This is a genomic window from Streptomyces sp. NPDC102283, from assembly GCF_044766265.1.
Classification (GTDB): domain Bacteria; phylum Actinomycetota; class Actinomycetes; order Streptomycetales; family Streptomycetaceae; genus Streptomyces.
The window spans coordinates 180,568-204,153 of sequence record NZ_JBIWLQ010000007.1; the positions used below are offsets into that span (position 1 = coordinate 180,568).

A 23,586-nucleotide genomic window follows, 5' to 3' on the forward strand; every position below is an offset into this window, starting at 1 on the left:
CGTGCTCAATTCCTTTGTTCGTCATGCGCGAGAGATGTTCTATGAGGGGAAAGGGTGCGGGGGCTGAGCGGGAAGCGTCATTCCCCTGCCGCGTATCCGCCGTATTCCTCATCCGGGGCCAATGTTCGGTCGATCGCATCGCCGGTGCCGCCCTCGGAGGCCGATTTGCCTTTCCTCGCGGCCGCGGCCGAGGCCGCGGCCAGATGAAACTCGCGTCCCCACTCCCGCTGAACCCCGGCCCGGTCGGGGCGGTGCTGCCACCGGTAGAGCTGCCCGGCCAGGCGCGCGTAGTCGAGGGGCTCGCGCGCGCCGCGCAGGAGCAACACGATCTCCCTGAGCCGTACCGCGACAGAGTCGAGGGATTCGGCCGTTCCGACCCGCACCAGGCGCTTGCGCAGCGGGGAGTCCTCCTCGTCCTCGCCTGAGGCCCCCTTCAGCCGGATCAGCGCGCGGACGGCTCCACCGAGGTTCTGCCTCCGGTCGTGCATGCCTGTGTCGCGGCCGGACTGCTGGTGCAGGGCCCACATGGTGGAGGCGAGGAAGACGGCTTCCTCGGCGTATTCGAGACGGATGAACTCGCGCCGGCCATCGAGCAGCCGGGCCAACTCCTCCGTGCCTCCGATGCCCCAGAGGTCCTGGACCTGATGAGCACGCTTTCCCGCGCCGCGCCGCAACCGGGCGAGTTCCGCCACGGCGGCCGACGTGTCGGACAGGTACTGAGGCTGGATTCGTGCGATGTACGAGCCCGTCGCGCGGGCGACCAGCCGGTGGGCGGGCATCTGCCCGACCGCTGGTGCGCCGTCCTGGGGAGGCGGCGAGGCGTCCGCGCCGGTCGTTGTAGGGGCGATGGTCATGCGGGTCCCTCCGAAGGTGCTTCGTCAGGTGTTTCGTCAGGTGCTTCGCCGGCGAGGTCGGTGCGGTCAGCGAGGTCGGTGCGGTCAGCCAGGCCGGCGGGATCGGCGTGGTTGGCGTGGTTGGCGGCGGTCGGTACAGATGTTTCCGGTAGCGGCTTGGGCAGCACCTTGTTGACGCGGGTCCGGAACCACAGATCCGCCCGAGAACTGTCGATCCAGCGCCTGCCCACGCCTGGCAACTCGATCACCCGCCCCTCGGCCGCCCCCCGGCCCGCCGAGTCGAGAAGCTCACGGCCGAGGCCGAGCACGATGTGCCGGGCGGTGGCCCGCCACGTGGCACGCGCCCGCTCCAGGTCCGTGTCCTCTTCGAGGTCCACCAGCCAGCGCCGGTACGGTCCGTCCAAAGCACCGAAGCCCTGGTCCCGGGCAGTGGTGGTGGCCGGCCCGGCCTCCGAACCGGACGCACGCGCCAGATTCCCGGCGAGGTGCCCCAGCGCGGACACGGCCCGCTCGGCGTCGGCGACCGCGTCGACCGCGACCGCCCCGTGCAGGCGGCGGTCCTGGTGGAGCAGAACGACCGGCAGGGCGATGGTGTCGTCCACCACTTCGTCCACCACGGACTGCTGCGTTCCGTAGACCGCGCCGACCAACCGCGTACGGATCAGCGAACCCTTCGGCAGCAGTCCCTCGGTACTGAGCAGGGCCAGCCATTTCACGACCCCGGGCGGTCGGCTCTGGTCCGTGCCCCGCCCGGTCGTGTCGCCGTCCTGCCGCTGGGCGTACAGCAGGCTCGCCAGGCCACGCCACGCCGCTCGGGCGGGGTCGTGCTGACGCGGCAGGTAGATCAGCGGGCGGCCGAGCTTCTTCTCCTGCGCGGGGCTGCGGCGCCAGCCCGTCATCGGCTCCGCCTTCTGCCGGTTGGCGGGGGCGAGCGGGTCACCGTAACCGAGGACGACTCCGGTGACGTCGACGCCCTCCGTGTGGAGGAGCAGCCGCCGGGACTGCCAGGTGTAGAGGTCGCGGGGCCCCGCCGGGCGAGGCGTGGAGGGGTCGCCTTCCACCACGCCGGGCCCCGGGGGCGTCTCGCGGCGCCATACGGGGAGATCGGCCTTCGGCTCCGCCGTCAGGATGTCCTCATCCGTCGGAATCAGATTCAGCAGGAGGGTCTCGCGCAGGGACGCGCCCTCCGCGAAGACGCCACCGAGGCCGCCCACCCAGGCGACACCCTGCGGGTAGACCCTTCCGCCCTTGACCCGCGCGTCGCCCTCCATACCGGACTTGATCCCGGACGAGTCGTACGCATGGGTGTGGACGAGCCAGCGGGCAGCCTCGGCGAGACCGAGCCGACCGACACCGGGCCGGCGCATGGAGAAGAACGCCTCACCGTTCGGCACGTCGGCCACGATCCGGTTCAGCGAGGCGACTTCGTGCTTCTGCGTATGCAGCCCCGCCACCTGGAAGAACGGGCGCTCCGGGTGGAGAAGATCGAAGCGGTCCCGGTGCCGGTCGAGATAGCCGGAGACGATCTCGAAGGAACCCGGGGCGTTCCACAGCGCTTCCCAGTCCTCCAGCTGCGCCGGTGCGCCGCCCGATCGGCCTTCGGCCTCGTCGAACGCGTCGTACAGAATCGCCAGCAGCAGGCGCAGCAGGGCCAGTTCCTGTGTCGGGAGATCGCCCACCAGCCGACGTACCTCGCCCGCCCGCGCGAAGACGTCCCTCAGCGACAGCTCGCCGATGGAGCCGTCCTCGTACTGGACGGGCAGCCACGGCCGGGAGACCAGGTCGAAAGAAGGTACTAAGGACGCCACTGCTTCGAGCCCCTTTGCTCTGCTTGCGCTGCGCGCGCCGACAGGACCCACCCGGAGTCCGTCGTCGGCGCTGTAGTGGACCTCCAACCCTGACAGGTGGGTCTGACAGTCCTCGTCCAGAACGAGCAGCAACTCTCCCGCCAGCCACGGGCACTCCTTCACCTGCCAGGCCGGTACGACGAAGCGCTCCAGCTCCGCGATGGTCCGATCGATCACACCCGGATGAGTGAGCGACCGGGGCAGCGTCAACGCGCACGCGGCGACGATCTCGGCGGCCCGATGGGGCGGAGGCGCGTGCTCCGGCAGATCCAGCCCACCACGGCCGCCGTCGAGCCAGCTCACGGTGGTCAGTCGGCCGTCCGCGCGGCGCTGGACGACCAGGACCTCAAGGCTCTCCTCGCTGTCCCGCACCTGCGCGCGCCCTCCGCGGCTGTCGTCCGCGTCCCCGGCGTTGCCGTCGAGCCAGCCGAACAGGGGCCGGCCCGCCCGCCGTACCGGCCCCAGCCGGAACACATCGGCCCGCTCCCGCTTCTCGGCCAGCCGGGTCAGATACCGTCGCCGGGCTTCGGCCAGCGCGGGGGCCCAGTGCGCGGGCCCGACCGGTCGTTCGTCGTAAGCGGCCTGCACCAACGGACTGATGTGGTCCGGCAGCACCAGCGCTACGCCATCGAGATGCGGACCCAGCACGGCGAGGGCTCGCAGCAAGGTGTGCGGCCCCTGGTACACGGCGAGGGAGCCACGTACGGGCGCGGGCTGATCGGCGTTCCAGTCCTCCACCCCGGTGATCAGACAGCGGGCCTGCGCGAGGAGGGGCGGTCGGGTACGCGGATGACGGTGCAGCCGTCCCATGCGCTGGAGCACCAGGTCGACGGGGGCGAGATCGGTGACCAGCAGGTCGAAGTCGATGTCCAGGGACTGTTCGACGACCTGGCTGGCCACGACGATGTGCGGCCCGGCGGGACGGTCGCCACCGGGCCCGAACCGCTCACGCAGGTCGGTGTCATTGCGTGCCCGGTCGGCTGCGATGAACCGGGAATGCGCCACGGTGACAGCCTCCGTCCCGAAGTGGGCGCGGAGGTGTTCGGCGGCTTCCAGAACCCGGTCGACGGTGTTGCGTACGACGAGGGCGCAGCCGCCGTCCCGCAACTCCTCGTCCAGCCGCCGTACGAGCGGGAGGAGTTCGTCGTCCAGTCGCTCCAGAACCACTTCGGTGCGCCGCCCGGAGGCGGGTTCGGGCCGGGCCGTCAGGATGAGGCCTCCGGGGGCGACGGCGGTGATCAACGGGTAGGCGTCATCGGGCAGTTCAAGGGCATCGGCGAGTTCGGGAGTCTCTTCCCCGGCATACGCCGCGGCCAGCTCGCGGCGGCGCCGCGCGGGCAGGGTGGCGGAGAGCATGACGACGGGCACCCGGTAGGCGGCCAACCATTCCAGTACCCGGTCGAGGTAGGCGTTCATGTACGCGTCGTAGGCGTGCACTTCGTCGATGATGACGACCTTGCCCGCGACGGCGAGGTGCCGCAGTGCCAGATGCCGGCTCTTGAGCCCGGCGAAGAGCACCTGGTCGATGGTGCCGACGGCGAAGGAGGAGAGCAGCGCCTTCTTGCGGCCGCGAAGCCACTGGTGGGCGTGGAGGGAGGCAGGATTCACGCGGCGCGCGCCCCCCGCACGGGAGACCTCCTCCACCGGGCTGTCCAGGTCGACGGCCGCGATCGTCCGCCGGTCGGCCTTCGTCATCCCGGCCCACACCTCGTTGAGGGCGGCCTTGGCATGGGCGAGGACCACGGAGCGGGGCCCGTCCGTGGGCAGGCGCTCCAGCCAGCGCAGCAGACGGGGAAACATGGCGTCGCCGGTGGCACGGGTCGGCAGCGCCACGAGACATCCTCCGGCACCCGACCGGGCAGCCAGGATCTCCGCAGCCGCGAAGGCGGCCTCGGTCTTGCCCTCGCCCATGGGCGCCTCGATGATCAGGAGCCCGGCTCCCGGCAGCTCCCGGGCGACCCGTACGGCGTCTTCCTGTACGGGCCTGATCGCGGCGCCCGGCGGAAGATCGAACCGATCCTGGAACAACTCCGCCGCGGTGCCCCCTGGTTGATCCGCCCGCCACGGCCCGGGAAGGTCCAGCCCCGCCCAGGCGGCCGCGAGCCGACGGCCCTCCCCTTCCGGGCCCACGGGGGCCCAGGAGGCGGGATCGTACGGGAACAGCTCGGAGGAGCTGGCGATCCAGTCCGAGACGATGACGATCGCCGTGAGCACGACCTGCACGGGCTGCGGCAGACGGACGGGCCGCCACTCGTCGAACCGCTCGTCCACGCCGGCCCGCACGGCACAGGCATCCATCAACTCGTACTGGACGTCTCGCCAGACGCCCTCGCTCTCTCCTCCGGTGCGCAACAGCTGTGGCCGGAGCCCGAGATCATGGATCTGCTGGTGATCCGGAGGTGTGCCGTGATGCCCGCCCGCGACCACGGCGAACTGCCCGGAAACCCGCTCACTCCACCCGAACCGCTCCGCCAGCCACTCCTGAAGAAGCATCTGCCCGGCCAGCCCGTGCGGCGCCATCCTGCGGTCCAGCCCGAACTGCTTCTGATACGGCATGGAGAGCCCGGCCACCCGCATCCGGTCGGCGAGCCCATCCACCTGGCAGGCGAAGGCGGGGGTGGCCTTGCCGATGTCGTGGACGCAGGCGAGGTAGACGGCCGCTTGTCGCGCGTCCTGCTCGCCGTGGGGGAACGCGTCCGCGACGAGCACTTTGACGTTGTCGGGCACCCACTCGTCCCAGAGCCGGCCTGCCACGGCGGCGCTGTCCGCCATGTGCCGCCAGAGAGGGAGCCACTGTTCGGTCTGCCGGTCGTGCTTGCCCCAGGCGGTGCGGGACGCGGGGGACAGGCGGGCGTAAGCCGAAAGGCTTTCCGGATGATCGCGGCTCATGGGCGTATTGGACATCGTCGAAGTCGCCGGCGGTCGCGATGATCGAGAATGAACGCAAGTGCGTTCATCTGATCGAGTGTGGCGGTCGGGGAGAGAGCTGCTGATGCGCGCCGCGCTTGGTGCCGACCGGAGGCGGCGGTGAGCCTGGTTGTCGGGCTTCGTTGGTCGCGGGGGCTCCGTTGGTCGACTCGCGGAGTGTGGGGGCATGGCGGGAGCGGTAGGAGAACGGGCGCCATAGCGCGAGAGGCAGCCCTCGCTGAGGCAGGACGGCTTGATTCGCACGTGCCCCCCGGCCGGGACCACAAAGGGGGCCAACCATGCCGGTCGACCGGTGGGGGTAGTTCCTCACTCGGTTGACCCGGGTGGGGGGCTGCCCCGCGTGCGGGGGCCACACCTTTACGACGCGACGGACCGCGCTCGCGACGGGACCATCCCCGCGTGCGCGGGGACCACAACAGTGCGGCGTCTTGCAGGGGCTCCAACACGGGGCCACCCCCGCGTGCGCGGGGACCACCGGCTGGACCGCATCCACGACATGGTCGACCAGGGACCACCCCCGCGTGCGCGGGGACCACTCGCCCTTCGCCCCGTACGCCTTGTCCTTGACGGGACCACCCCCGCGTGCGCGGGGACCACATGGCGTGTTCGAAAACGCGCACGTGATTGGCGGGACCACCCCCGCGTGCGCGGGGACCACCCCGCGTCGGGCCCCGTGATCTCGTACGCGATGGGACCACCCCCGCGTGCGCGGGGACCACGACCACACCCAACAGCCCGTAACCATCACGTCGGGACCACCCCCGCGTGCGCGGGGACCACCCACGCCTTCGTCTGGTGTGCGCCGTCCATCCGGGACCACCCCCGCGTGCGCGGGGACCACCGTACGCCGGGGGCTTCGAGGAGGTGGACCATGGGACCACCCCCGCGTGCGCGGGGACCACCCCCGCGCCATCTCCAGCAGCGGCACCCATGTGGGACCACCCCCGCGTGCGCGGGGACCACGGGGCGTGGCCCGGCAACCGAGTTGTCGACGAGGGACCACCCCCGCGTGCGCGGGGACCACGGGGCCACGGGGAACGGCTCCGGGAACGTGACGGGACCACCCCCGCGTGCGCGGGGACCACGACGGTCCGCCGGTGGCCACCCCCGGCGGTCCGGGACCACCCCCGCGTGCGCGGGGACCACCCGCACTGGCCCCGGTAGATCGGCGGCGCCGCGGGACCACCCCCGCGTGCGCGGGGACCACCGAGGTGCGACAACTTCGCCTGCTTGGCGGAGGGACCACCCCCGCGTGCGCGGGGACCACATGGTGTGCGCGGTCTCGGGGATGGTGAGCCCGGGACCACCCCCGCGTGCGCGGGGACCACTACCTCCCGCGTATCAGGCGGGCGCTCTAACCAGGGACCACCCCCGCGTGCGCGGGGACCACAAGCGGGACGAACTGATTGGACACGCCGCGACGGGACCACCCCCGCGTGCGCGGGGACCACTTGACGTCGATCAGCGCAATCTCACTGATCACGGGACCACCCCCGCGTGCGCGGGGACCACGGTCCCTGGCCGCTCGGCTTTCCGACAACAAGGGGACCACCCCCGCGTGCGCGGGGACCACGTAGGGCCCCCACCTCGGTGGGGGCCCTTTCCGGGACCACCCCCGCGTGCGCGGGGACCACTCCCGGAGGACGTTCGTGGCCGGGCCGCGCTTGGGACCACCCCCGCGTGCGCGGGGACCACGACGAACCGGGCTGCGCTCGGCGGCATGATCGGGGACCACCCCCGCGTGCGCGGGGACCACGGACTCACGGCATCCGGGGCGGCGATCGGCGCGGGACCACCCCCGCGTGCGCGGGGACCACCCCCCTGGTCAGTCGGTGAAGAACTGATATCCGGGACCACCCCCGCGTGCGCGGGGACCACACCCGAGCCGCACACCGACAAGCCGCAGCCGCGGGACCACCCCCGCGTGCGCGGGGACCACCTCCATGCTCGACCGGGCCGACCGGCCCCACCGGGACCACCCCCGCGTGCGCGGGGACCACCTGTTCCGGTGGTTCACCGGGCTCGGCACCCTGGGACCACCCCCGCGTGCGCGGGGACCACCGACCGGCCAGGTCACGGGTGGGCCCTCACTCGGGACCACCCCCGCGTGCGCGGGGACCACATCGCGGACCCGATCGACAGAACCTTGTCAAGGGGACCACCCCCGCGTGCGCGGGGACCACCAGCGCGGCGACGTAATCGCGTCGGTCCAGAAGGGACCACCCCCGCGTGCGCGGGGACCACCAGTAGTTCGAACGGTGCGCGGGCGAACCGGAGGGACCACCCCCGCGTGCGCGGGGACCACGCAGGCTGGCATGAGCGGCCCGAGGGGAAGTGGGGACCACCCCCGCGTGCGCGGGGACCACGGCCAGGCTCGCGCGGGTACTCCCACCCGTTCGGGACCACCCCCGCGTGCGCGGGGACCACCCCTGGCCGGCCCCGGGCCACTGGCCGACGCCGGGACCACCCCCGCGTGCGCGGGGACCACTTTTATGCGCTCTCCTCATAGCGCTTGATGATGGGACCACCCCCGCGTGCGCGGGGACCACCATGAAAAAACCCCCGGTAGTCGGGTAGTGGAGGGACCACCCCCGCGTGCGCGGGGACCACGGGCTCACCGCATCCGGGGCCGCGATCGGAGCGGGACCACCCCCGCGTGCGCGGGGACCACCGACGCCGGATCCGTCACCGACTTGGACGCTGGGGACCACCCCCGCGTGCGCGGGGACCACGGGAGGGGATCGTCGAATCCCAACCCGAGTGCGGGACCACCCCCGCGTGCGCGGGGACCACATCCGACCGGCTCCACGACGACGCCCTTCTTCGGGGGACCACCCCCGCGTGCGCGGGGACCACCCACCAACCCACTGGGTTGGTGGCCGCAGTGCGGGACCACCCCCGCGTGCGCGGGGACCACTCGAACGATCCGGACCGGGTGCCGCTCACAAGGGGACCACCCCCGCGTGCGCGGGGACCACGTACGCGAACCGCATGTCGTACTGGACGAAGGTGGGACCACCCCCGCGTGCGCGGGGACCACGTCCAGTCCACGCGACTGGAGCTGTCCGGCACGGGACCACCCCCGCGTGCGCGGGGACCACAGTTCGTGACCTGCGGGTTTATGTGGCGGCGGGGCTGAATTTACCTACTTCTTGAGAAACGGACATATTGCCCTCTGTGTTGCGAATGGCTTTGCTTGAAGCCCTACATGCTTGGGAGTGATTCTGCCCTTCCCGGGGCCGTGAGGGGCGGTGTCTTTAAGGGAGACATGGTCGTCGCCCGTCGTGAGGGAGCCTGGCCTCAGGAGTGGACCTTGCCGATGGCTACGGTATGCCGGGGCCGTGAGGCAAGCAGGCTTGTCGACGTGAGCTCAGACGGGTTTGAGCAGGTCGCGGAGGTTGTTCATGTGTGCTTTGACGTGGGCGATGTCGGCGGGGTGGGTCGTGTTCTCGTCGTCCAGGGAGCCGGTGTGGGTTGTGCGGCAGGGGCGGCAGAGGCCGTCGGGGAGGGCTTCTGGCTGGCCGGGGCGTCCGCAGTCGGTGCATTCCATGAGGAGGCGGCGAGCCGGGGCGGGGGCGGCGGGCCGGGTGTTCTCGGTGGCCAGGCGCGGTGGGATCTTGTCGGTGAGGCGGCGGCGGAGGAATCCGAGGGGGCTGTCGACCTGGGTGGGGAGTCCCGCGGTGAGGGCGTGGGTCAGGTAGTCGACGCTCACGCCCCGGGCGAGCCATTGCGCCGCCTGGGCTTCGAGGGCGGTGCAGTCGTCGGCGGAGAGGGTGAGGCGGTGGTCGTCGCGGCCGAGGCGGGCCAGGGCGAGGTAGGCGGGAGACCGGCCGGCTTCGGAGGCGTGGGGCTTCGCGGGAGCGGTGTCCGCAGCGGACGGTGCGGGTTCGGCTTCCGGCGCGGGGGCCAGTGCGCGCTGGCGCGGTACGGCGGTGGGTTCGGGAGCCTGGTCCGTGTCGGGGCTCTCCGGGGTGTGCGGCGACGGTTCCTCGGCCGGACCCCACGGTGACGGCGGTGCCGTGTCGAGGGCGGAGGCTTCCGGTACAGGCGCTGCGGCCAGGGTGGCCTTCTCGGTGGCGAGGTAGGTGTTCCACCACTCGTTGTCCCGCGCCGTGCGCGACCAGAACGTGCGGAAGACCCAGCGCGTCTCCTCGCCCGTACCGCCGACCGCGCACCGCACGCGCCGCAGGTGCCCGGCGACGGACAAGGCCGTCAGGGCGGTGGAGATGGCCTGCTGTCCGTAGAGCGGGAGCTGTTTCGCCAGGGTCTTCACGCTCATCGCCGCGCCTTCGGGGAGGTGGTCGACGAACCCGGCGACGTACCGCTCTCGCGTCGGCAGGAGGGCGAAGTCATCTCGCGTACGGGCCTGTTGGTCCGGTGCGGAGCGTTTGCCGTAGCCGGGCTTGGCCATCGGGTACGCGGCGGAGGCTGCTGGGGCGTGCAGGGCGGAGCTAGGGTGCTGAGTAGCCACGGGATCGTCTTTCTAGTGGGGTGATCTTGTGGTGAGACCCCGGCCTGGTGCTACAACACCGGTCGGGGTCGTTTAGTTCTCGCACCGTAAGCAGTCGTGACGCTGTGTCGCAAGCTGTCGGGATTAGTCATACTTGCTGCCCGTGACGGGGTAGGGGGGTAGGGGAGGTTTTCCCTAACCCCCTATTTCTCCCTGCCGGTTAAAGAAGGCGCTCGAACCCCGGGTCCCGCATCCCGACGCCCGAGTCCCGGCACCCGAGCTTCGGGCCGGGGACCCGCTCACGTACCCCCGGAAGAGTGACCCGACCGTCCCGGAGCCCGGAGCCCGAAGCCCGAAGCTCAGGGCTCGGGATCCGAGCTTCGGGGAGGGCTACTTCTTGCCCTCCCTCAGGGCTGCGCGGAGCCAGTCGAGGCTTCCTTGCGCCAGAAGTTCGTCGGCCAGGCGGTTGGCGGTGTCGGTGACGAGGCGGCTGCGGCTGTTGTCGATCCAGCGCTGGGCGTTCTCGTAGCCCTGGGCCTTGTATTCGATGCCCTGGAGCATGCACTCCAGTTTGTCCGCGTCCCGGGCGCAGACCGCCTCGGGTGACTCCTTGGCCTCGTACTCCGCGACCAGTTCGCGGACCGCCGAGGCGAGCACATCGGGCATGCCGGCCGTCTGGTCGGCGGTGACTTCCTGCGGGTCGCCGGCGGGCGCGTACTTCTTCCCCCCCGCACGCGCGGGGAGCATCAGTCTCCAAGGGAGTTAAGGGGACGTGTTCGTCCTCGTACGCCTCAATGATCTCTCTGGTTTTGGTCAGGGCGAGGGCGTGTTCGGCGGCGTCGGAGACGAAGCGAGAGAGTCCCCGGCCGTTTGTGCGGGCTTCGACCTCGCTCGCAAGCGATCTGGGGATGGTGGCGGACTTCTTGGCGGTGGTCTCGTGCTTTTGCGGCCGTGTATCACAGGGCGCACGCAAAACCCCCCTTGACCGCGTCTCCGCAGATCAAGGGGGGTGTAAGAGCGGTAGCGGTGGGATTTGAACCCACGGTGACGGGTTACGCCACACTCGCTTTCGAGGCGAGCTCCTTCGGCCGCTCGGACACGCTACCGAGAGAGAGCTTAGACCATCCCGGGGCGTGGACAGAAATCGGTTCTCGGGAGCGGGGCCCTACCCGGTCGGGCGGCCGGGCCGTAGGTGGTCGAGCGGTCAGGCCGTACCTGGTCGGTCGACCAGGTCGTACCTGGTCAGAGCGTGCGGAAGAAGGCCGTCAGCTGCTCGGCGCAGGTGTCCTCCAGGACGCCGCCGATCACCTCCGGGCGGTGGTTGAGGCGGCGGTCGCGGACGACGTCCCAGAGGGAGCCGGCCGCGCCCGCCTTCTCGTCGCGGGCTCCGTAGACGACCCGGGCGATGCGGGACTGGACCAGGGCGCCCGCGCACATCGTGCAGGGCTCCAGGGTGACCACCAGCGTGCAGCCGGTCAGCCGCCACCCGCCGCGGGTCTCGGCCGCCCGGCGCAGGGCCAGGATCTCGGCGTGGGCGGTCGGGTCGCCGGTGGCCTCGCGTTCGTTGTGGGCGGCGGCCAGCTCGGCGCCGTCGGGGCCGAGGACGACGGCGCCGACCGGCACATCGCCGGCCGACGCCGCCCGCCCGGCCTCGGCCAGGGCGCGGCGCATCGGTGCCTGCCAGGGGTCGCGCACGGGGTCGGGCTCGGGTACGCGTACGGGATCCGGGGCGGGCTCGGGTGAGGGGTTCGGCGGTCCGGCGGTCACCCGCGGACCCTAACGGACGGGACAGGACGGACATACGACGGGGACGGACATCCGGACAGGGACGGACATCCGGACAGGGACAGGCGCACGACGGTCAGAACGCTTGTCGGCCCGGCCTAGCGGACCGACTCCAGGACCTCCGCCGCTCCCACGGCCTCCGCGATCTCCGCGAGTGCGTCGGTCTGCAGCGTGAGCAGCTCCTTCTCGGACATCCCGAGGTCGGCGAGGACCCCGAGCTCCCCGATCGGTCCCGCGGGCACGGTGTCCGGGTCGGGGCCGTCCTCGTCCGGGTCGACGGCCGCGGGGGCAGGCCGTTCCGGTTCGCCGTCCTCGGTGCCGTCGAGGTCGACGAGCTCCTCCAGGGCGGCGATCTCGTCCTCGGCCCCTGGTTCTCGGCCGAGGATCTCGTCGGTGAGCAGGATCTCCCCGTACGAGGAGCGGGCGGCGGCGGACGCGTCCGAGACGTAGATTCGGGGGTCCTCCTCACCGTCCACCCGGACGACGCCGAACCAGGCGTCCTCCTGCTCGATGTAGACCAGGACCGTGTCCTCGTCCACCGAGGCCTCCCGGGCCAGATCCGTCAGATCGGACAGGGTCTCCACATCGTCGAGCTCTGTATCGCTCGCTTCCCACCCGTCTTCGGTGCGCGCGAGCAGTGCGGCGAAGTACACCGTGACTCTCCCACTGGTCATAGGCGAATCGGTCCGACGGGAGGGCGAACGGTGATCCGTCCGTCCTGAGCCCCGCCCAATCGGCATCGTGGCAGAAACAAGCGCTGTGCGAGACCTCTTCGGCCGTTGCGTCGGCCATCAGTTCCAGGAGTGCCTGGTCGGCCGTCTCCCTGACGAGCCGATCGGCGGAGGGAGTGCGCCGGTGGTACGAGGAGAATTCACCAGCGGAACGTGCGCATCCGCATCTGCTGCCGCATACGCGCCGCACGGGCGCGGCGCGGCTGCACCCGGTCGCGCAGCTGCTTGGCCTCGTGGAGTTCGCGGAGGAACTGGGCGCGTCGCCGGCGTCGGGCGGCGTCACTCTCCTGCGCGTCCTCGACGTCATTCGCCGCGCCCTCGGCGTCGCGCCCATCGCGCGGCCCGCGCGAGGCCGGGCCGCTCCGCAGTTCCCCGTCAGCCATCGACACACCACCCCAGTGCTGGGTCCGTATGCCCCCACCTTCCCTCCGAACAGGTGGTTGATGCCAGCGCAGAGCATCGGGCGGCGCGGTTACTGTTGACACATGCGGATCCACGTCGTCGACCACCCGCTGGTGGCGCACAAACTCACCACGCTGCGCGACAAGCGCACCGACTCCCCGACCTTCCGGCGGCTCGCCGACGAGCTGGTCACCCTTCTCGCCTACGAGGCCACCCGGGATGTGCGCACCGAGCAGGTCGACATCGAGACCCCGGTGACGCCCACGACCGGGGTGAAGCTCTCGTACCCCCGGCCCCTGGTCGTCCCGATCCTGCGCGCAGGTCTGGGCATGCTGGACGGCATGGTGCGGCTGCTGCCGACCGCCGAAGTGGGCTTCCTCGGCATGATCCGCAACGAGGAGACGCTCCAGGCGGAGACGTACGCGACCCGGATGCCGGAGGACCTCTCCGGCCGCCAGGTCTACGTGCTGGACCCGATGCTGGCCACCGGCGGCACCCTCGTCGCGGCCATTCGCGAGCTGATCAGGCGCGGCGCCGACGATGTCACCGCCGTCGTCCTCCTCGCGGCGCCCGAGGGCGTCGAGGTGATGGAGCGCGAGCTGGCCGGGACCCCGGTCACCGTCGTCACCGCCTCCGTGGACGAGCGGCTCAACGAGAACGGCTACATCGTGCCGGGCCTCGGGGACGCGGGCGACCGGATGTACGGCACGGCCGAATAGGTTCGGGCGGCGGCCGAGTGGGTCCCCGGGGCCCGATTAGGTCCTCCGGACGCCAAGGGGCCAGGTAGGGCCGTTCCACGGTTTCGCGCCCCGTTCCGGCTCGTACTTATGCGTACGGTGCCGGGACGGGGCGCTTTCGTGTGCGGGGTTCAGCAGGAGGGGGACGGGGCCGGTGCCGGCTTCGTCAGGGCCGCCATCGCGGCGGTGGCCTCCTGCGGGGTGCTGAACGCCTTGAACTTCGCCCCGAGGATCAGGTCGACCTCGCCCGTCCTGCGGGTGTCGGTCTTCTGCACCGTGCCCGCCAGCTGGGTGCCGAGCACGGTGAAGCTGCCGTCCGTCGCGGTCGGTGCGCCGAGCAGCACGCCTGTGCCCGGCACCTTCTTGTCGTACGCCTTCGCCGCGTTGCCCACCTCGCCGATGGCGAAGCCGCGCTTCTTGAGCTCCTCGGCCGCGGACTTGGCCAGCCCGCTGCGCGTCGTCGCGTTGTAGACGTTGACCTTGATGGCGGCGGGCTTCGGCAGTGCCTTGGCCGGGGCCGCCGACGGCTTCGCGGTGGGGCAGTCCCGCTTGTGGTCGGCCGCACTGGCGCTCTTGTCGCCGCCGGTGAAGACGTCGATGAGCTGCAACGTGCCCCAGCCGGCCAGGCTGAGGGCGACGACGGCTCCGATGCCCGCGATGACCAGCCTGCGGCGGTGCCGGGGGCGACGCATACGAGGATAGGCGTCGCCCGTGATGCGGTACTTTCCGCCCATGCCGGGGGGAGTGAGCATGCTCATGGACGCAGCGTAGTGCGGCCGGTGAGGACGCGTACAAAATGATCAACACATGGCACCCGGATGAGCGTGAAAACACTCGAAAGGCCCGAATCGGGCTTTGGTGAGGTGCGTAAACCCGGGTGGGGTGTGCGGGCGTCCACGCGGCGGTGAGCGTGGGTGGCCGGGGCGGCGTCAGCCCAGGTCGAGGACGCGGGCGTGCAGTACCTGGCGCTGCTGGAGCGCGGCCCGGACCGCCCGGTGCAGCCCGTCCTCCAGGTAGAGGTCGCCCTGCCACTTCACGACGTGGGCGAACAGGTCGCCGTAGAACGTGGAGTCCTCGGCGAGGAGGGTCTCCAGGTCCAGCTGGCCCTTGGTGGTCACGAGCTGGTCCAGGCGAACCGGACGCGGCGCGACGTCCGCCCACTGCCGGGTGCTTTCCCGGCCGTGGTCGGGGTATGGCTTCCCATTTCCGATGCGCTTGAAGATCACACGGAAAGCCTACCGGGCAAGGGCCACCGGGCGCAGCCGGGGAAGCTCACCGCGATGCGGGTGCAAAGGCCGTATACCGCTGAATAGGGCGGGATACCAGGACAGGGGTTACGGGGACAGGGGTTACGGGGGCAGGGGCAGGGGCAGGGAGCGGAGGGAGTGCCTGAGCGGGCCCGGTGCGGGAGACGTACGTACGGATCCCGCACCGGGCCCACGGCCGGTTCAGTTCACTGTGCTCACGGTTCAGTTCACGGTTCTCACCGTGCTCACGGTTCTCACCGTGCTTACGGTCGCCGCCTAAGGCTCGTCGCTCGCGGGGTCCGTTTCGGGGCGGCCGCTACTCCGCGACGCGGCCGTGGCCCTCGCGCAGGCCGCCGCCGCTGCCACCGCTGCCCGGCGTACCCGTGCCGGTGTCGGGGGTGACCGGGCGGGTCAGGGAGCGCAGGTCGTGGGCGTACGTCCCGACGGCGTTGGCGATCACGTCGATGTTGGTGTCGAAGTGGCCCATGTCGATGTTGTCCAGGTCGTCGCAGGCCGCGTGGTAGCAGGGGTCGTACGCGATCCCCGCCTCGCCGCCGAACACCTCGGCCTGGGCCGCCGTCTTGATGCCCTCCGCCCCGGTGTCCGTACCGCCGGACGGGATGCCGACCTCGATGAACGGCCCGTAGTCCGAGCGGCCGGTGAAGTCGGTGCCCTCGTGCGGCTTGCCCTTGCCGTCGAGGAACTCGTTGATGTCGCGCTCCAGTTGGGCCGAGCCCTCCGGGCCGGGGCCCTCGCCGACCTCGTCGGAGTTGTCACCGTCGAAGACGAACTGGACGCCGTTCGGCGAGGCGATCATGTCGAAGTTCAGGTAGAGCGCGATCTGCTCGCGCTGCTTCTCGGAGAGCGCCGCGACGTACTTCTCCGAGCCGATCAGACCGTTCTCCTCGGCCGACCACCAGGCGAACCTCACCTTGTTGGCGGGCTTGCTCTTCGACTTCGCCAGGTCCAGGGCGACTTCGAGCAGGCCGGCGGATCCGGAGCCGTTGTCGTTGATGCCGGGGCCCTCGGTCACCGAGTCGAGGTGGGCGCCGAGCATCACGGTCCGCGCCGTGCTGCCGCCGGGCGTCTCGGCGATGACGTTGCGGGTGGGTCGGTCCTGCTGGAACTCGCGGATCTCGAAGGAGACCGTGACCTCGCCGCCCGCGAGGTCGGCGGCGAGCTTCTCGCCCTCCTCCTGGGTGAGGCCGCCGGTCGGGATCTTTCCGGCCGCGACCTCGCCGAGCGTGCCGGACAGGACGCCCTCGACGTTGTTGTAGATGACCGCTCCGGCCGCGCCCGCCTCGGCGGCGGCTGCCTGCTTCTCGGCGAAGGAGCACCCGCCGCGCTTGATCAGCGCGATCTTGCCGGTGAAGGTCGTGGAGGCGTAGTCGGCGGCCTCGCATCCCGTCGTCGCGTCGACGGGCACCGCGACGAGCGCCGCTGTCAGGCCGCCCACCTCGGTCGACGGCGTGTACGTCATGGCCTTGATCGTGACGTCGCGGGGCGTCGGCGTCACCACGGAGAGCTTCTCGGCCAGCGTCTCCGTGTAGGTGAAGCGGAAGGTCTCGTACGAGACCTTGTACCCGGCGCGCTGGAGCTGGCGGTAGACGTACGCCGCCGAGGCGTCGTGGCCCAGCGATCCGGCGGCGCGGTGACCGTCGGTCGAGTCGGCTATCGCCTGGAACTGCTGGAGGTGGCGGTAGGCGTCGCCTGCGGACGCGTTCCTCACCAGTTCCCGTGACAGCTTGGCTGCTTCCTTCCCGGGGTCGTGGGGCGCGGGGTGCCCGGGGTGCGGGGACGCGGCCAGGAGGAGCGGTGTGGCCAGGGCGGTGGCGGCCACGACAGCCATGGCTCTGCGACGTGTTGCGTGCACAGGAGTCCTTCCGGTCTGAACGGCTGGTGCTCTGAGCGGCTCAGTACCTGGACCGCCGGTGTTTCGAGCGGCTCAGTACCTGAACGGCTGAACAAATGTGCTGCGAAAGCTAGCGAGTGGGGTGACGCCTGTGAACAGATGTGGCCGGATCCGATCGGTGAGAGGGCGGTGTCGGCCTGATCCGGCGCTCGACCAGGTCACTTCCCGGTCGACTGCCCGGCCGACTTCCCGGGTGATGAGCCGCCCGACTTCCTTGGCGACGCCCCGCCCCGTTGCTTCGCCGCTTCGGCAGACTTCGCCGTCCTGGCCGCCGTTTTGGCCGCCGTTTTGGCCGTCCGCTTGGCCTCCTGTTTGTACGCGCGCACCTCCACGAGTGACTCCGGGCCCGTGATGTCGGCGACCGACCGGTGCGATCCGGCCTCGCCGTACGGGCCCGCCGCCCCTCGCCACCCCGTCGGCCGTACGCCGAACTGCTTGCCGAGCAGCGCCAGGAAGATCCGCGCCTTCTGTTCGCCGAAGCCGGGCAGCGCGTTGAGCCGCTCCAGCAGCTCGGCGCCGGTCGCCGCGTTCCGCCACACGGCGCTCGCGTCACCGCCGTACTCCGCCACCAGGAACTGGCACAGTTGCTGCACTCGCTGGGCCATGGAGCCGGGGTAGCGGTGCAGGGCCGGTTTGGTGGTGAACAGCTCGGTGAAGGCGTCCGGGTCGTAGGCGGCGATCCGCCCCGCGTCCAGGTCGTCGGAGCCCATGCGCTCCGCGAGGGTGTACGGGCCCGTGAACGCCCACTCCATCGGAACCTGCTGGTCCAGCAACATGCCGACCAGGGCGGCCAGCGGGCTGCGGCCGAGAAGCTCGTCGGCCTCCGGATTCTGGGCGATCCGCAGGGTGATGTCCTTGCCGCTGTCGCTCGTGGTCATGGTGCCGATCATCGCGAGCACGGCGGACGACGGCGAGCGGTACTGCGCCGATGGCCTCTTCCCTGTCGGCCGAAGGGAGTAAGGAGGAGCGGGGCGGCCCAGCAGGGGCGAACGCGGAAGCCGAGCAGGGAGGAGCGGGGAAGCCGAGCCGGGAGGAGAGGGGCGGCCATGGTGCGCGCGTCCGTCCGTGCCGCCGCGCTGCCCGATGAGGCAGCTCCGGATGCCCCGGCCGGGCCGGGGCTCGGGCTGGACGGCCCGGGGGCCGCGCCGTGATCGTGGAATGCCGAGGACGGTGCGGTCAGGGGAGATGAGGATGGACGCGCACGACATCGAGCAGGAACACCACGAGAACCACGGACACGGTGGACACGGTGGACACCACGGGCACGGCGGGCGGGACCAGGCCCACGAGCGCGATGAGCAGCGCGGCGAAACCGCGGCCGAGGCGCCCGGCGAGCGGGACCACCACGTCTTCCGCGCCGCCGCGGCGGGCCGGGCCGATGTGGTCGGGGCGGCCGGGATGGGGCTGCTCCAGCGGACCGCCGGCAACGGGGCGATCGGGGCGATGGTCCAACGGGCCCGGTCCGGGGCCGCGGAGACCGCCGCCGAGCAGGTCGAGCCGGCCGAGCCGACGGGGCGGACGGGGCAGGCCGAGGAGCAGCGGTCGCCGGTGCACGACGTGGTCTCCTCCGGCGGCTCGCCCCTGGACACCGACACCCGTACGGACATGGAGAGCCGGATGGGCGCGGACTTCTCCGACGTGCGCGTCCACCACGACTCCGCCGCGCACGAGTCGGCGAAGGGCGTCGGGGCGCACGCGTACACCGTGGGCAACAACGTGGTGTTCCAGCGCGACGCCTACGACCCCGGATCGCCGCAGGGCCGGACCACGCTGGCCCATGAGCTGACCCATGTGATCCAGCAGCGCAACGGCCCGGTGGAGGGGACCGAGGCCCCGGGCGGCATACGGGTCAGCGACCCTTCGGACCGGTTCGAGCGCGAAGCCGTCGCGAACGCGGACCGGGTGCTGTCCGATCCCGCGCCGGAGGCCGCGCCCGCCCCGGCTGCCCCCGTGGCCGCCCCTGCGCCCGTCGCCGCTTCCGCCGCCGTGCAGCGGGCGGCCACGGAGGACGAGGACGAGCAACCCGCTGACGTACAGGGGTCGTTCGTGCAGCGTGCGGCGGAGAAGGCGCCGGGCGAGGAAGAGGAAGAGGAGAAGCCCCCGGCCTGAGGGAGTCCGCTTCGGCCGACCGGCCTGCCGGCCAGTCGGCCGGTGACCTGATGACCTGGTGGACCGGTCGGCCGATGGACCGGTGGACGGGTCGGCCGGTGGGCCCGTGGGCCGGTCCCTGTGTGGGGCTTCAGCCTGCCGGGGTGTCCGTGCGCATCGTCCCGCCCAGGAACATCGAGGACGAGCACCGCGAGGGGGCCGGGGCGCCCACCGGCTTGCCGACCCGCCGGCAGTCGATCGTCATCGTGACCTTGCCGCCCGCGGGTACCAGGATCGGGGTCACGAAGTGGTAGTCGGAGTCGCGGAAGTTCTCCAGGCCGAGGCTCAGGACGCGGGTGCCCTCGCCGGCCGTGACGGTGACCGTGCCCGCGTCGCCCTGCGGGTTCTGCACCACGATGTCGGTGAGCTGGAAGGTCTGGCCGGCCGGTACCTCCAGGGCCGTCCCGGTGTTCGGACCGCCGCCCACCGCGTCCCGCACCCGGGCCTGCGCGCTGGTCGGGGCGCCCGACGCCGTGTCGCCGCCGCCCCCGCCGCTGCCGCCCGAGGCGGAAGGGCCCGGTGACGGAGTGGGGTCGGTCGAGCCGCCGCCCGTGCCCGCACCGGCGGAGTCGCCGCCTCCGGAGTCCGCACCGCCCTGCTCGCCCTCTTCCGGGGCCTTGCTCTTGTCGGCCGCGGCGGCCGACCGTACCGCTTCAGGAGTGACCGCCTCCCGGGCCGCGGACTTCACCGCCGGGCGCAGCAGCGCGTACCAGAGCCCCACCAGGACGAGGATCAGCAGAGCGGCGGTGAGCAGGGCCCGGGGCAGCCAGCGCGGCAGGATCGGGTCCTGTTGGTAGGAGCCGTCCACCAGCACGGGGGCCGGCGCCTCTTCGCCCTCGGGCGGCTGCGGGGCGGCGAACACCTGGAAGGCGTGCGTCACCGGCGTACCGCGCCACATCCGCTTCGCCGGGTGGACGCGCAGCTTCGCGAACTCCGCGTGCCCCGGCTCGATCCGCAGCTCGGACGCGGCGAACACCACCCGAGCCTGTTCCGTGCCGGGCTGGGCTCCGAGCCGTACGGTCACCGGGGTGTTGCCCCGGTTGTCGACGGCGAACTGGTGCCGTCCGCTCCGCGAGCCGTTCGAGCCGCGCGGGACCAGTTCGGCGGTGGTCTCGGTGAACGGCAGGACGGTCACCCGGCCCTCGGGCACCACCGTCTCGCTCCGGTCGCCGGTCGGCATCACCCGGATCCCGAACGTGCTCTCGCCCGCGAGGACCGTCGCCTCGCGCGGCGGGCGCATGACCAGGGAGACGGTTCCGGAGTCACCGGGGTAGAGGGAGAGGACCGCGGGCTCCATCGCCGACCAGGCGGCACAGGTCCCGACCACCTCGAAGTGGTATTCCTCGACGGTCCGGCCGGAGTTGAGAATCTGCAGGGGAAGGGTCGTCTCCTCGCCCGGTGCGACGGTGACGGACGACGCGTCGAGGCTTGCGGTAAGACTCATACGCGGACCGTAGGACCGGGCCGGAGGGCGGGCACCGGTCACGGAGGAACACTTTCGGGCAGATGTGATGCCCGAGGCAACCTTTCAGTTTCCTCACGAGTAAGAACGGGAATCCTCAGACCGCCTCACAACGGATGGGGCGGACGAATACAGCTGTGGAGCTTGTGCCTGCAGTGTGACGCTTCCGGCTGGTGCCCAGGGGGAGCATTCGCATGGAGCGCATCACTGTCGTTTTACGTGCGCAGGACCCGATTTCCCAGGCCGGAGTGGCCAGCCAGTTACGGGCCCGTCCCGAGGTTGTCGTCGTTGACCGCGACGACGCCGAGCCCGCGCCCCAGGTCGTGGTCATGGTGGTCGACGCGGTGGACGACGAGGTGCTGCGCGTCCTGCGTAACATCCAGCGCACCAGCACCTGCCGCACGGTGCTGGTGACCACGGACATCGACGAACAGAAGCTGGTCAGCGCGGCGGAGTGCGGGGTCGCGGGGGTCGTCAGGCGGTCCGAGTCGACGCCGGACCATCTGGTGCAGGTCATCGGCACGGTGGCCCGGGGCGAGGGGCATCTCCCCTCCGACCTGCTCGGACGCCTCCTCGAAGAGGTCGGCAGGCTCCAGGGCCAGGTGCTCGGCCCGCGAGGCCTGCACTTCACCGGCCTGGCCGCGCGCGAGGTGGACGTGCTGCGCCTGGTCGCCGAGGGGTACGACACCGCGGACATCGCGACGAAGCTGGCGTACTCCGAGCGCACGATCAAGAACGTGCTGCACTCGGTGATGACCCGCCTGCAATTGCGTAATCGCTCCCACGCCGTGGCGTACGCGATGCGTCAGGGCCTTATCTGACGGTCGGTCGAGCCGCGGACGTCATCATGAACCCCTATGCACCATCGGGCAGTTCCGCCTTCCCGCGGAAGTGACTCGTCTCTCTCCGCACGCGCCCGGCCGGTGCGCGACGGTGGCCTCCGGGTGTCGGGCGGGGCGCGAGGAGGGGAACGCTGTGCGGTGGTTTCAGCCAGGAACGGGACCGCGAAGGCGAGTGGCGGGGCTCGTTCTCCTGCTGCTGGCCGCCGGTCTCGCCCCCGCCTCGGGCGTGAGCGGTGTGGCGTCCGCCGTGCCCGTGCCGCCGGAGCCGTGGGTCACTCCGGCGACGCTGGAGGAGGCGCTCGACCCGGGCGGTTCGACGGGTGTGGACAAGCGGGTGCGGACCCCGGCGATCCCACCGCGGCCGGATGTGGTCCTGCTGGTGGACGGTACGGGGAGCATGGAGGTCCCGATCACGAGCGTTCAGGAGAATCTGCCCGACATCGTCGGCAAGATCAGGGCCGAGGAGCCTGATTCGCGGTTCGCGGTCGCCACGTTCGGCGACCAGCAGGTCGACAGGCCGAACGCGGGGTTCCGGGTACTCCAAGAGCTGACGGACGACATCAGCCTGGTCCAGACCGGTGTCAACGGGCTGCGCACGGACCTCGGCGGGTTCAGCATGGGTCCGTCGGAGGACTGGATCAACGGTCTGTGGGAGATCGCCGACGGCGCGGACGGCAAGACGGTCTTCCGTGAGGGCGCGAGCCCGGTCGTCGTCCTGGTCAGCGACGCCTCCAGTCACGCGCCGAGCAACGGCCACACCATCGACGACACGATCGCCGACCTTCAGGACAACGGAGTCCGGGTGATCGGCATCGAAGTGGAGAGCGACCGCGGGGACGGCCTGAACGGCAACGGGAACGCCAACAACCCGGACTACCCGGGTCAGATCGAGATTCCGCCGACCGAAACCGGTCAGGCCACCCGGATCATCGAAGCGACCGGTGGCCAACTGCTCGAAGGTATCCAGCCGGACGACACGGCCGAAGCGATCATGAACGGCTTCGACAATCTGCCCACCTCCGTCGGCCATGAACTCGCCGACTGCGACCCACATCTCAGCGTCGCCCTGGACCCGCCGACGAGACGGCTGACCAGCGGCGGAACCGCCCAGTTCACGGAGACCGTCGACGTGTCGGCCGATGCCCCGCAGGGCACGACGCTGACCTGCACCGTGCAGTTCCTGCTCGGAACCCAGGTGCCGGGGACGGACACGATCGGGCCGGCCGCGGTGCCCGATCCGGACTTCCAGCAGCAGATCAGCATCGCCGTGAACGACGTCGACGTGCCCGTCGTCACCGTGGACGACCGTACGGCCAGGGCGACCGACGACGACGGCGTCCGCATCGACTACACGGCCACGGCGACGGACCCGCAGGACGGGGCGCTGTCGGTGACCTGTGCCCCGCCGTCCGGATCGCTCTTCCCGGTCGGAACGACGACGGTCACCTGTTCCGCCACGGACTCGGCGGGCAACACGGGGGCGGACACGGCCCGGTTCGAGGTGCTGGAACCCGTGGTCCCGCCGGACCCGCCCGCGCCTCCGCCGCCGCCCCCGCCTCCGGCCTCCGACCTCGCGGTACTGGCCGATGTCAGCCCGGACCGTACGTACGTGGGGCGGCCCGCCACCGCCCGGTTCACGATCACCAACGCGGGGCCGGACACGGCGACCGGCGTCGTCCTCGGGACAGCTTGGCCGAGGACGGACGAGTCGAAGGACCGGAGCCTGCCCGGCCTGAGCCGGTGCACGGCGGCGCGGCCCTGCACGATCGCCGCCGGGGACCGGATCGAGGTGACGCAGAGGGCGACCTACCGGGCGGCGGTCACCGGTGACGTGCGGGCCACCGTGCGCGGAACCCTGCCCGACGGGCGTACGGCGAACAACCGGGACCTGGACCGGCTGAGGGTCCTCAAGCCCTCGCTGACGGTCACCCCGCAGGTGGCGAAGCCGGGGCAGCCGGTACTGGCCCGGGGCAAGGACTATCCGCCGGGCGAGACCGTACGTTTCACGTGGAACATCGGCATCACGGCGGACCGGTCCGGCGTACGGGTCGGCCGGGACGGCACCTTCGAGGTGCAGGTGTTGGTCCTGCGCAAGGACACGCTGGGCCCGCGCGTTCTGCGGGCGGAGGCCCGCGATCTGCCGCGCCTGCGGAAACCGGTCCTGGTCGTGCAGCACAACCTCCAGCCCCCGGACTTCGCGGGCCGGTCATGAGTGGGCTCTTCGCTTCGGAGGCGGTCACC

General features: G+C 71.4%; 15 protein-coding genes, 1 tRNA gene, 1 pseudogene and 1 CRISPR repeat array. Of the genes and pseudogenes, 4 read left to right on the top strand and 13 right to left on the bottom strand.

The features are described from left to right. Positions 1–77: 77 nt before the first annotated feature. From casB to ACIRJT_RS16290, 8 genes and pseudogenes are all read right to left on the bottom strand, one after another. Positions 78–854 (bottom strand): type I-E CRISPR-associated protein Cse2/CasB, encoded by a 777-nt coding sequence (casB, locus tag ACIRJT_RS16255; protein WP_403909399.1) that lies wholly within the window; start codon positions 852–854, stop codon positions 78–80. Continuing rightward, a complete protein-coding gene (gene casA, locus ACIRJT_RS16260) occupies positions 851–5,590 on the bottom strand; it encodes a type I-E CRISPR-associated protein Cse1/CasA (RefSeq protein ID WP_403909402.1) in 4,740 nt (1,579 codons plus the stop codon). Before casA ends, casB begins: the two co-directional genes overlap by 4 nt. Positions 5,591–5,955: 365 nt before the next feature. Then, positions 5,956–8,730: direct repeats of the CRISPR family, unit length 29 nt; unit sequence GGGACCACCCCCGCGTGCGCGGGGACCAC. 269 nt (positions 8,731–8,999) lie between these two features. Continuing rightward, positions 9,000–10,100: a MarR family transcriptional regulator gene (locus tag ACIRJT_RS16265; protein WP_403909405.1), complete on the bottom strand. Its 1,101-nt coding sequence runs from the start codon at positions 10,098–10,100 to the stop codon at positions 9,000–9,002. A 369-nt stretch (positions 10,101–10,469) separates the two neighbouring features. Further along, positions 10,470–10,805, bottom strand: a pseudogene (locus ACIRJT_RS16270) (HD domain-containing protein); the annotation flags it as partial. A 292-nt stretch (positions 10,806–11,097) separates the two neighbouring features. Further along, positions 11,098–11,185: transfer RNA gene (locus ACIRJT_RS16275), tRNA-Ser, on the bottom strand. 136 nt (positions 11,186–11,321) lie between these two features. Further along, positions 11,322–11,750, bottom strand: coding sequence for a tRNA adenosine(34) deaminase TadA (gene tadA / locus ACIRJT_RS16280; RefSeq protein ID WP_403909894.1), 429 nt, complete (start codon positions 11,748–11,750; stop codon positions 11,322–11,324). Positions 11,751–11,962: 212 nt separating this feature from the next. Further along, a complete protein-coding gene (locus tag ACIRJT_RS16285; RefSeq protein WP_403909897.1) occupies positions 11,963–12,517 on the bottom strand; it encodes a hypothetical protein in 555 nt (184 codons plus the stop codon). A gap of 218 nt (positions 12,518–12,735) precedes the next feature. Next, positions 12,736–12,978 (bottom strand): hypothetical protein, encoded by a 243-nt coding sequence (locus tag ACIRJT_RS16290; protein WP_403909408.1) that lies wholly within the window; start codon positions 12,976–12,978, stop codon positions 12,736–12,738. Positions 12,979–13,080: 102 nt separating this feature from the next. Between ACIRJT_RS16290 and upp the strand changes: the two genes are divergently transcribed. Then, entirely contained in the window at positions 13,081–13,716 is a 636-nt protein-coding gene (upp, locus tag ACIRJT_RS16295; protein ID WP_403909411.1) for a uracil phosphoribosyltransferase, read from the top strand. A 149-nt stretch (positions 13,717–13,865) separates the two neighbouring features. On the opposite strand, the gene ACIRJT_RS16300 is transcribed toward upp, so the two are convergent. The 4 genes from ACIRJT_RS16300 to ACIRJT_RS16315 form a co-directional block, all read right to left on the bottom strand. Further along, on the bottom strand, positions 13,866–14,468 hold the full coding sequence (locus ACIRJT_RS16300) for a LytR C-terminal domain-containing protein (RefSeq protein WP_403909900.1): 603 nt from the start codon (positions 14,466–14,468) through the stop codon (positions 13,866–13,868). A gap of 195 nt (positions 14,469–14,663) precedes the next feature. Beyond that, positions 14,664–14,960, bottom strand: a complete 297-nt coding sequence (locus ACIRJT_RS16305; protein WP_003967677.1) for a type II toxin-antitoxin system VapB family antitoxin — start codon at positions 14,958–14,960, stop codon at positions 14,664–14,666. A 337-nt stretch (positions 14,961–15,297) separates the two neighbouring features. Then, a complete protein-coding gene (locus tag ACIRJT_RS16310) occupies positions 15,298–16,830 on the bottom strand; it encodes a M28 family metallopeptidase (RefSeq protein ID WP_403909903.1) in 1,533 nt (510 codons plus the stop codon). Positions 16,831–17,051: 221 nt separating this feature from the next. Beyond that, positions 17,052–17,771, bottom strand: coding sequence for an HhH-GPD-type base excision DNA repair protein (locus ACIRJT_RS16315; protein WP_403909414.1), 720 nt, complete (start codon positions 17,769–17,771; stop codon positions 17,052–17,054). Between the two features lie 307 nt (positions 17,772–18,078). Between ACIRJT_RS16315 and ACIRJT_RS16320 the strand changes: the two genes are divergently transcribed. Further along, positions 18,079–19,002, top strand: coding sequence for a DUF4157 domain-containing protein (locus ACIRJT_RS16320; protein ID WP_403909417.1), 924 nt, complete (start codon positions 18,079–18,081; stop codon positions 19,000–19,002). Between the two features lie 130 nt (positions 19,003–19,132). Here ACIRJT_RS16320 and ACIRJT_RS16325 read toward each other — a convergent pair whose 3' ends face one another. Beyond that, positions 19,133–20,485: a hypothetical protein gene (locus tag ACIRJT_RS16325; protein ID WP_403909420.1), complete on the bottom strand. Its 1,353-nt coding sequence runs from the start codon at positions 20,483–20,485 to the stop codon at positions 19,133–19,135. Between the two features lie 212 nt (positions 20,486–20,697). Here ACIRJT_RS16325 and ACIRJT_RS16330 point away from each other — a divergent pair, with 212 nt between their 5' ends. After that, entirely contained in the window at positions 20,698–21,324 is a 627-nt protein-coding gene (locus ACIRJT_RS16330) for a response regulator transcription factor (protein ID WP_403909423.1), read from the top strand. Between the two features lie 193 nt (positions 21,325–21,517). Then, the gene (locus ACIRJT_RS16335) at positions 21,518–23,557 is read left to right on the top strand and encodes a VWA domain-containing protein (protein WP_403909426.1); all 2,040 of its coding nucleotides are present in this window, start codon (positions 21,518–21,520) and stop codon (positions 23,555–23,557) included. Positions 23,558–23,586: the final 29 nt, after the last annotated feature.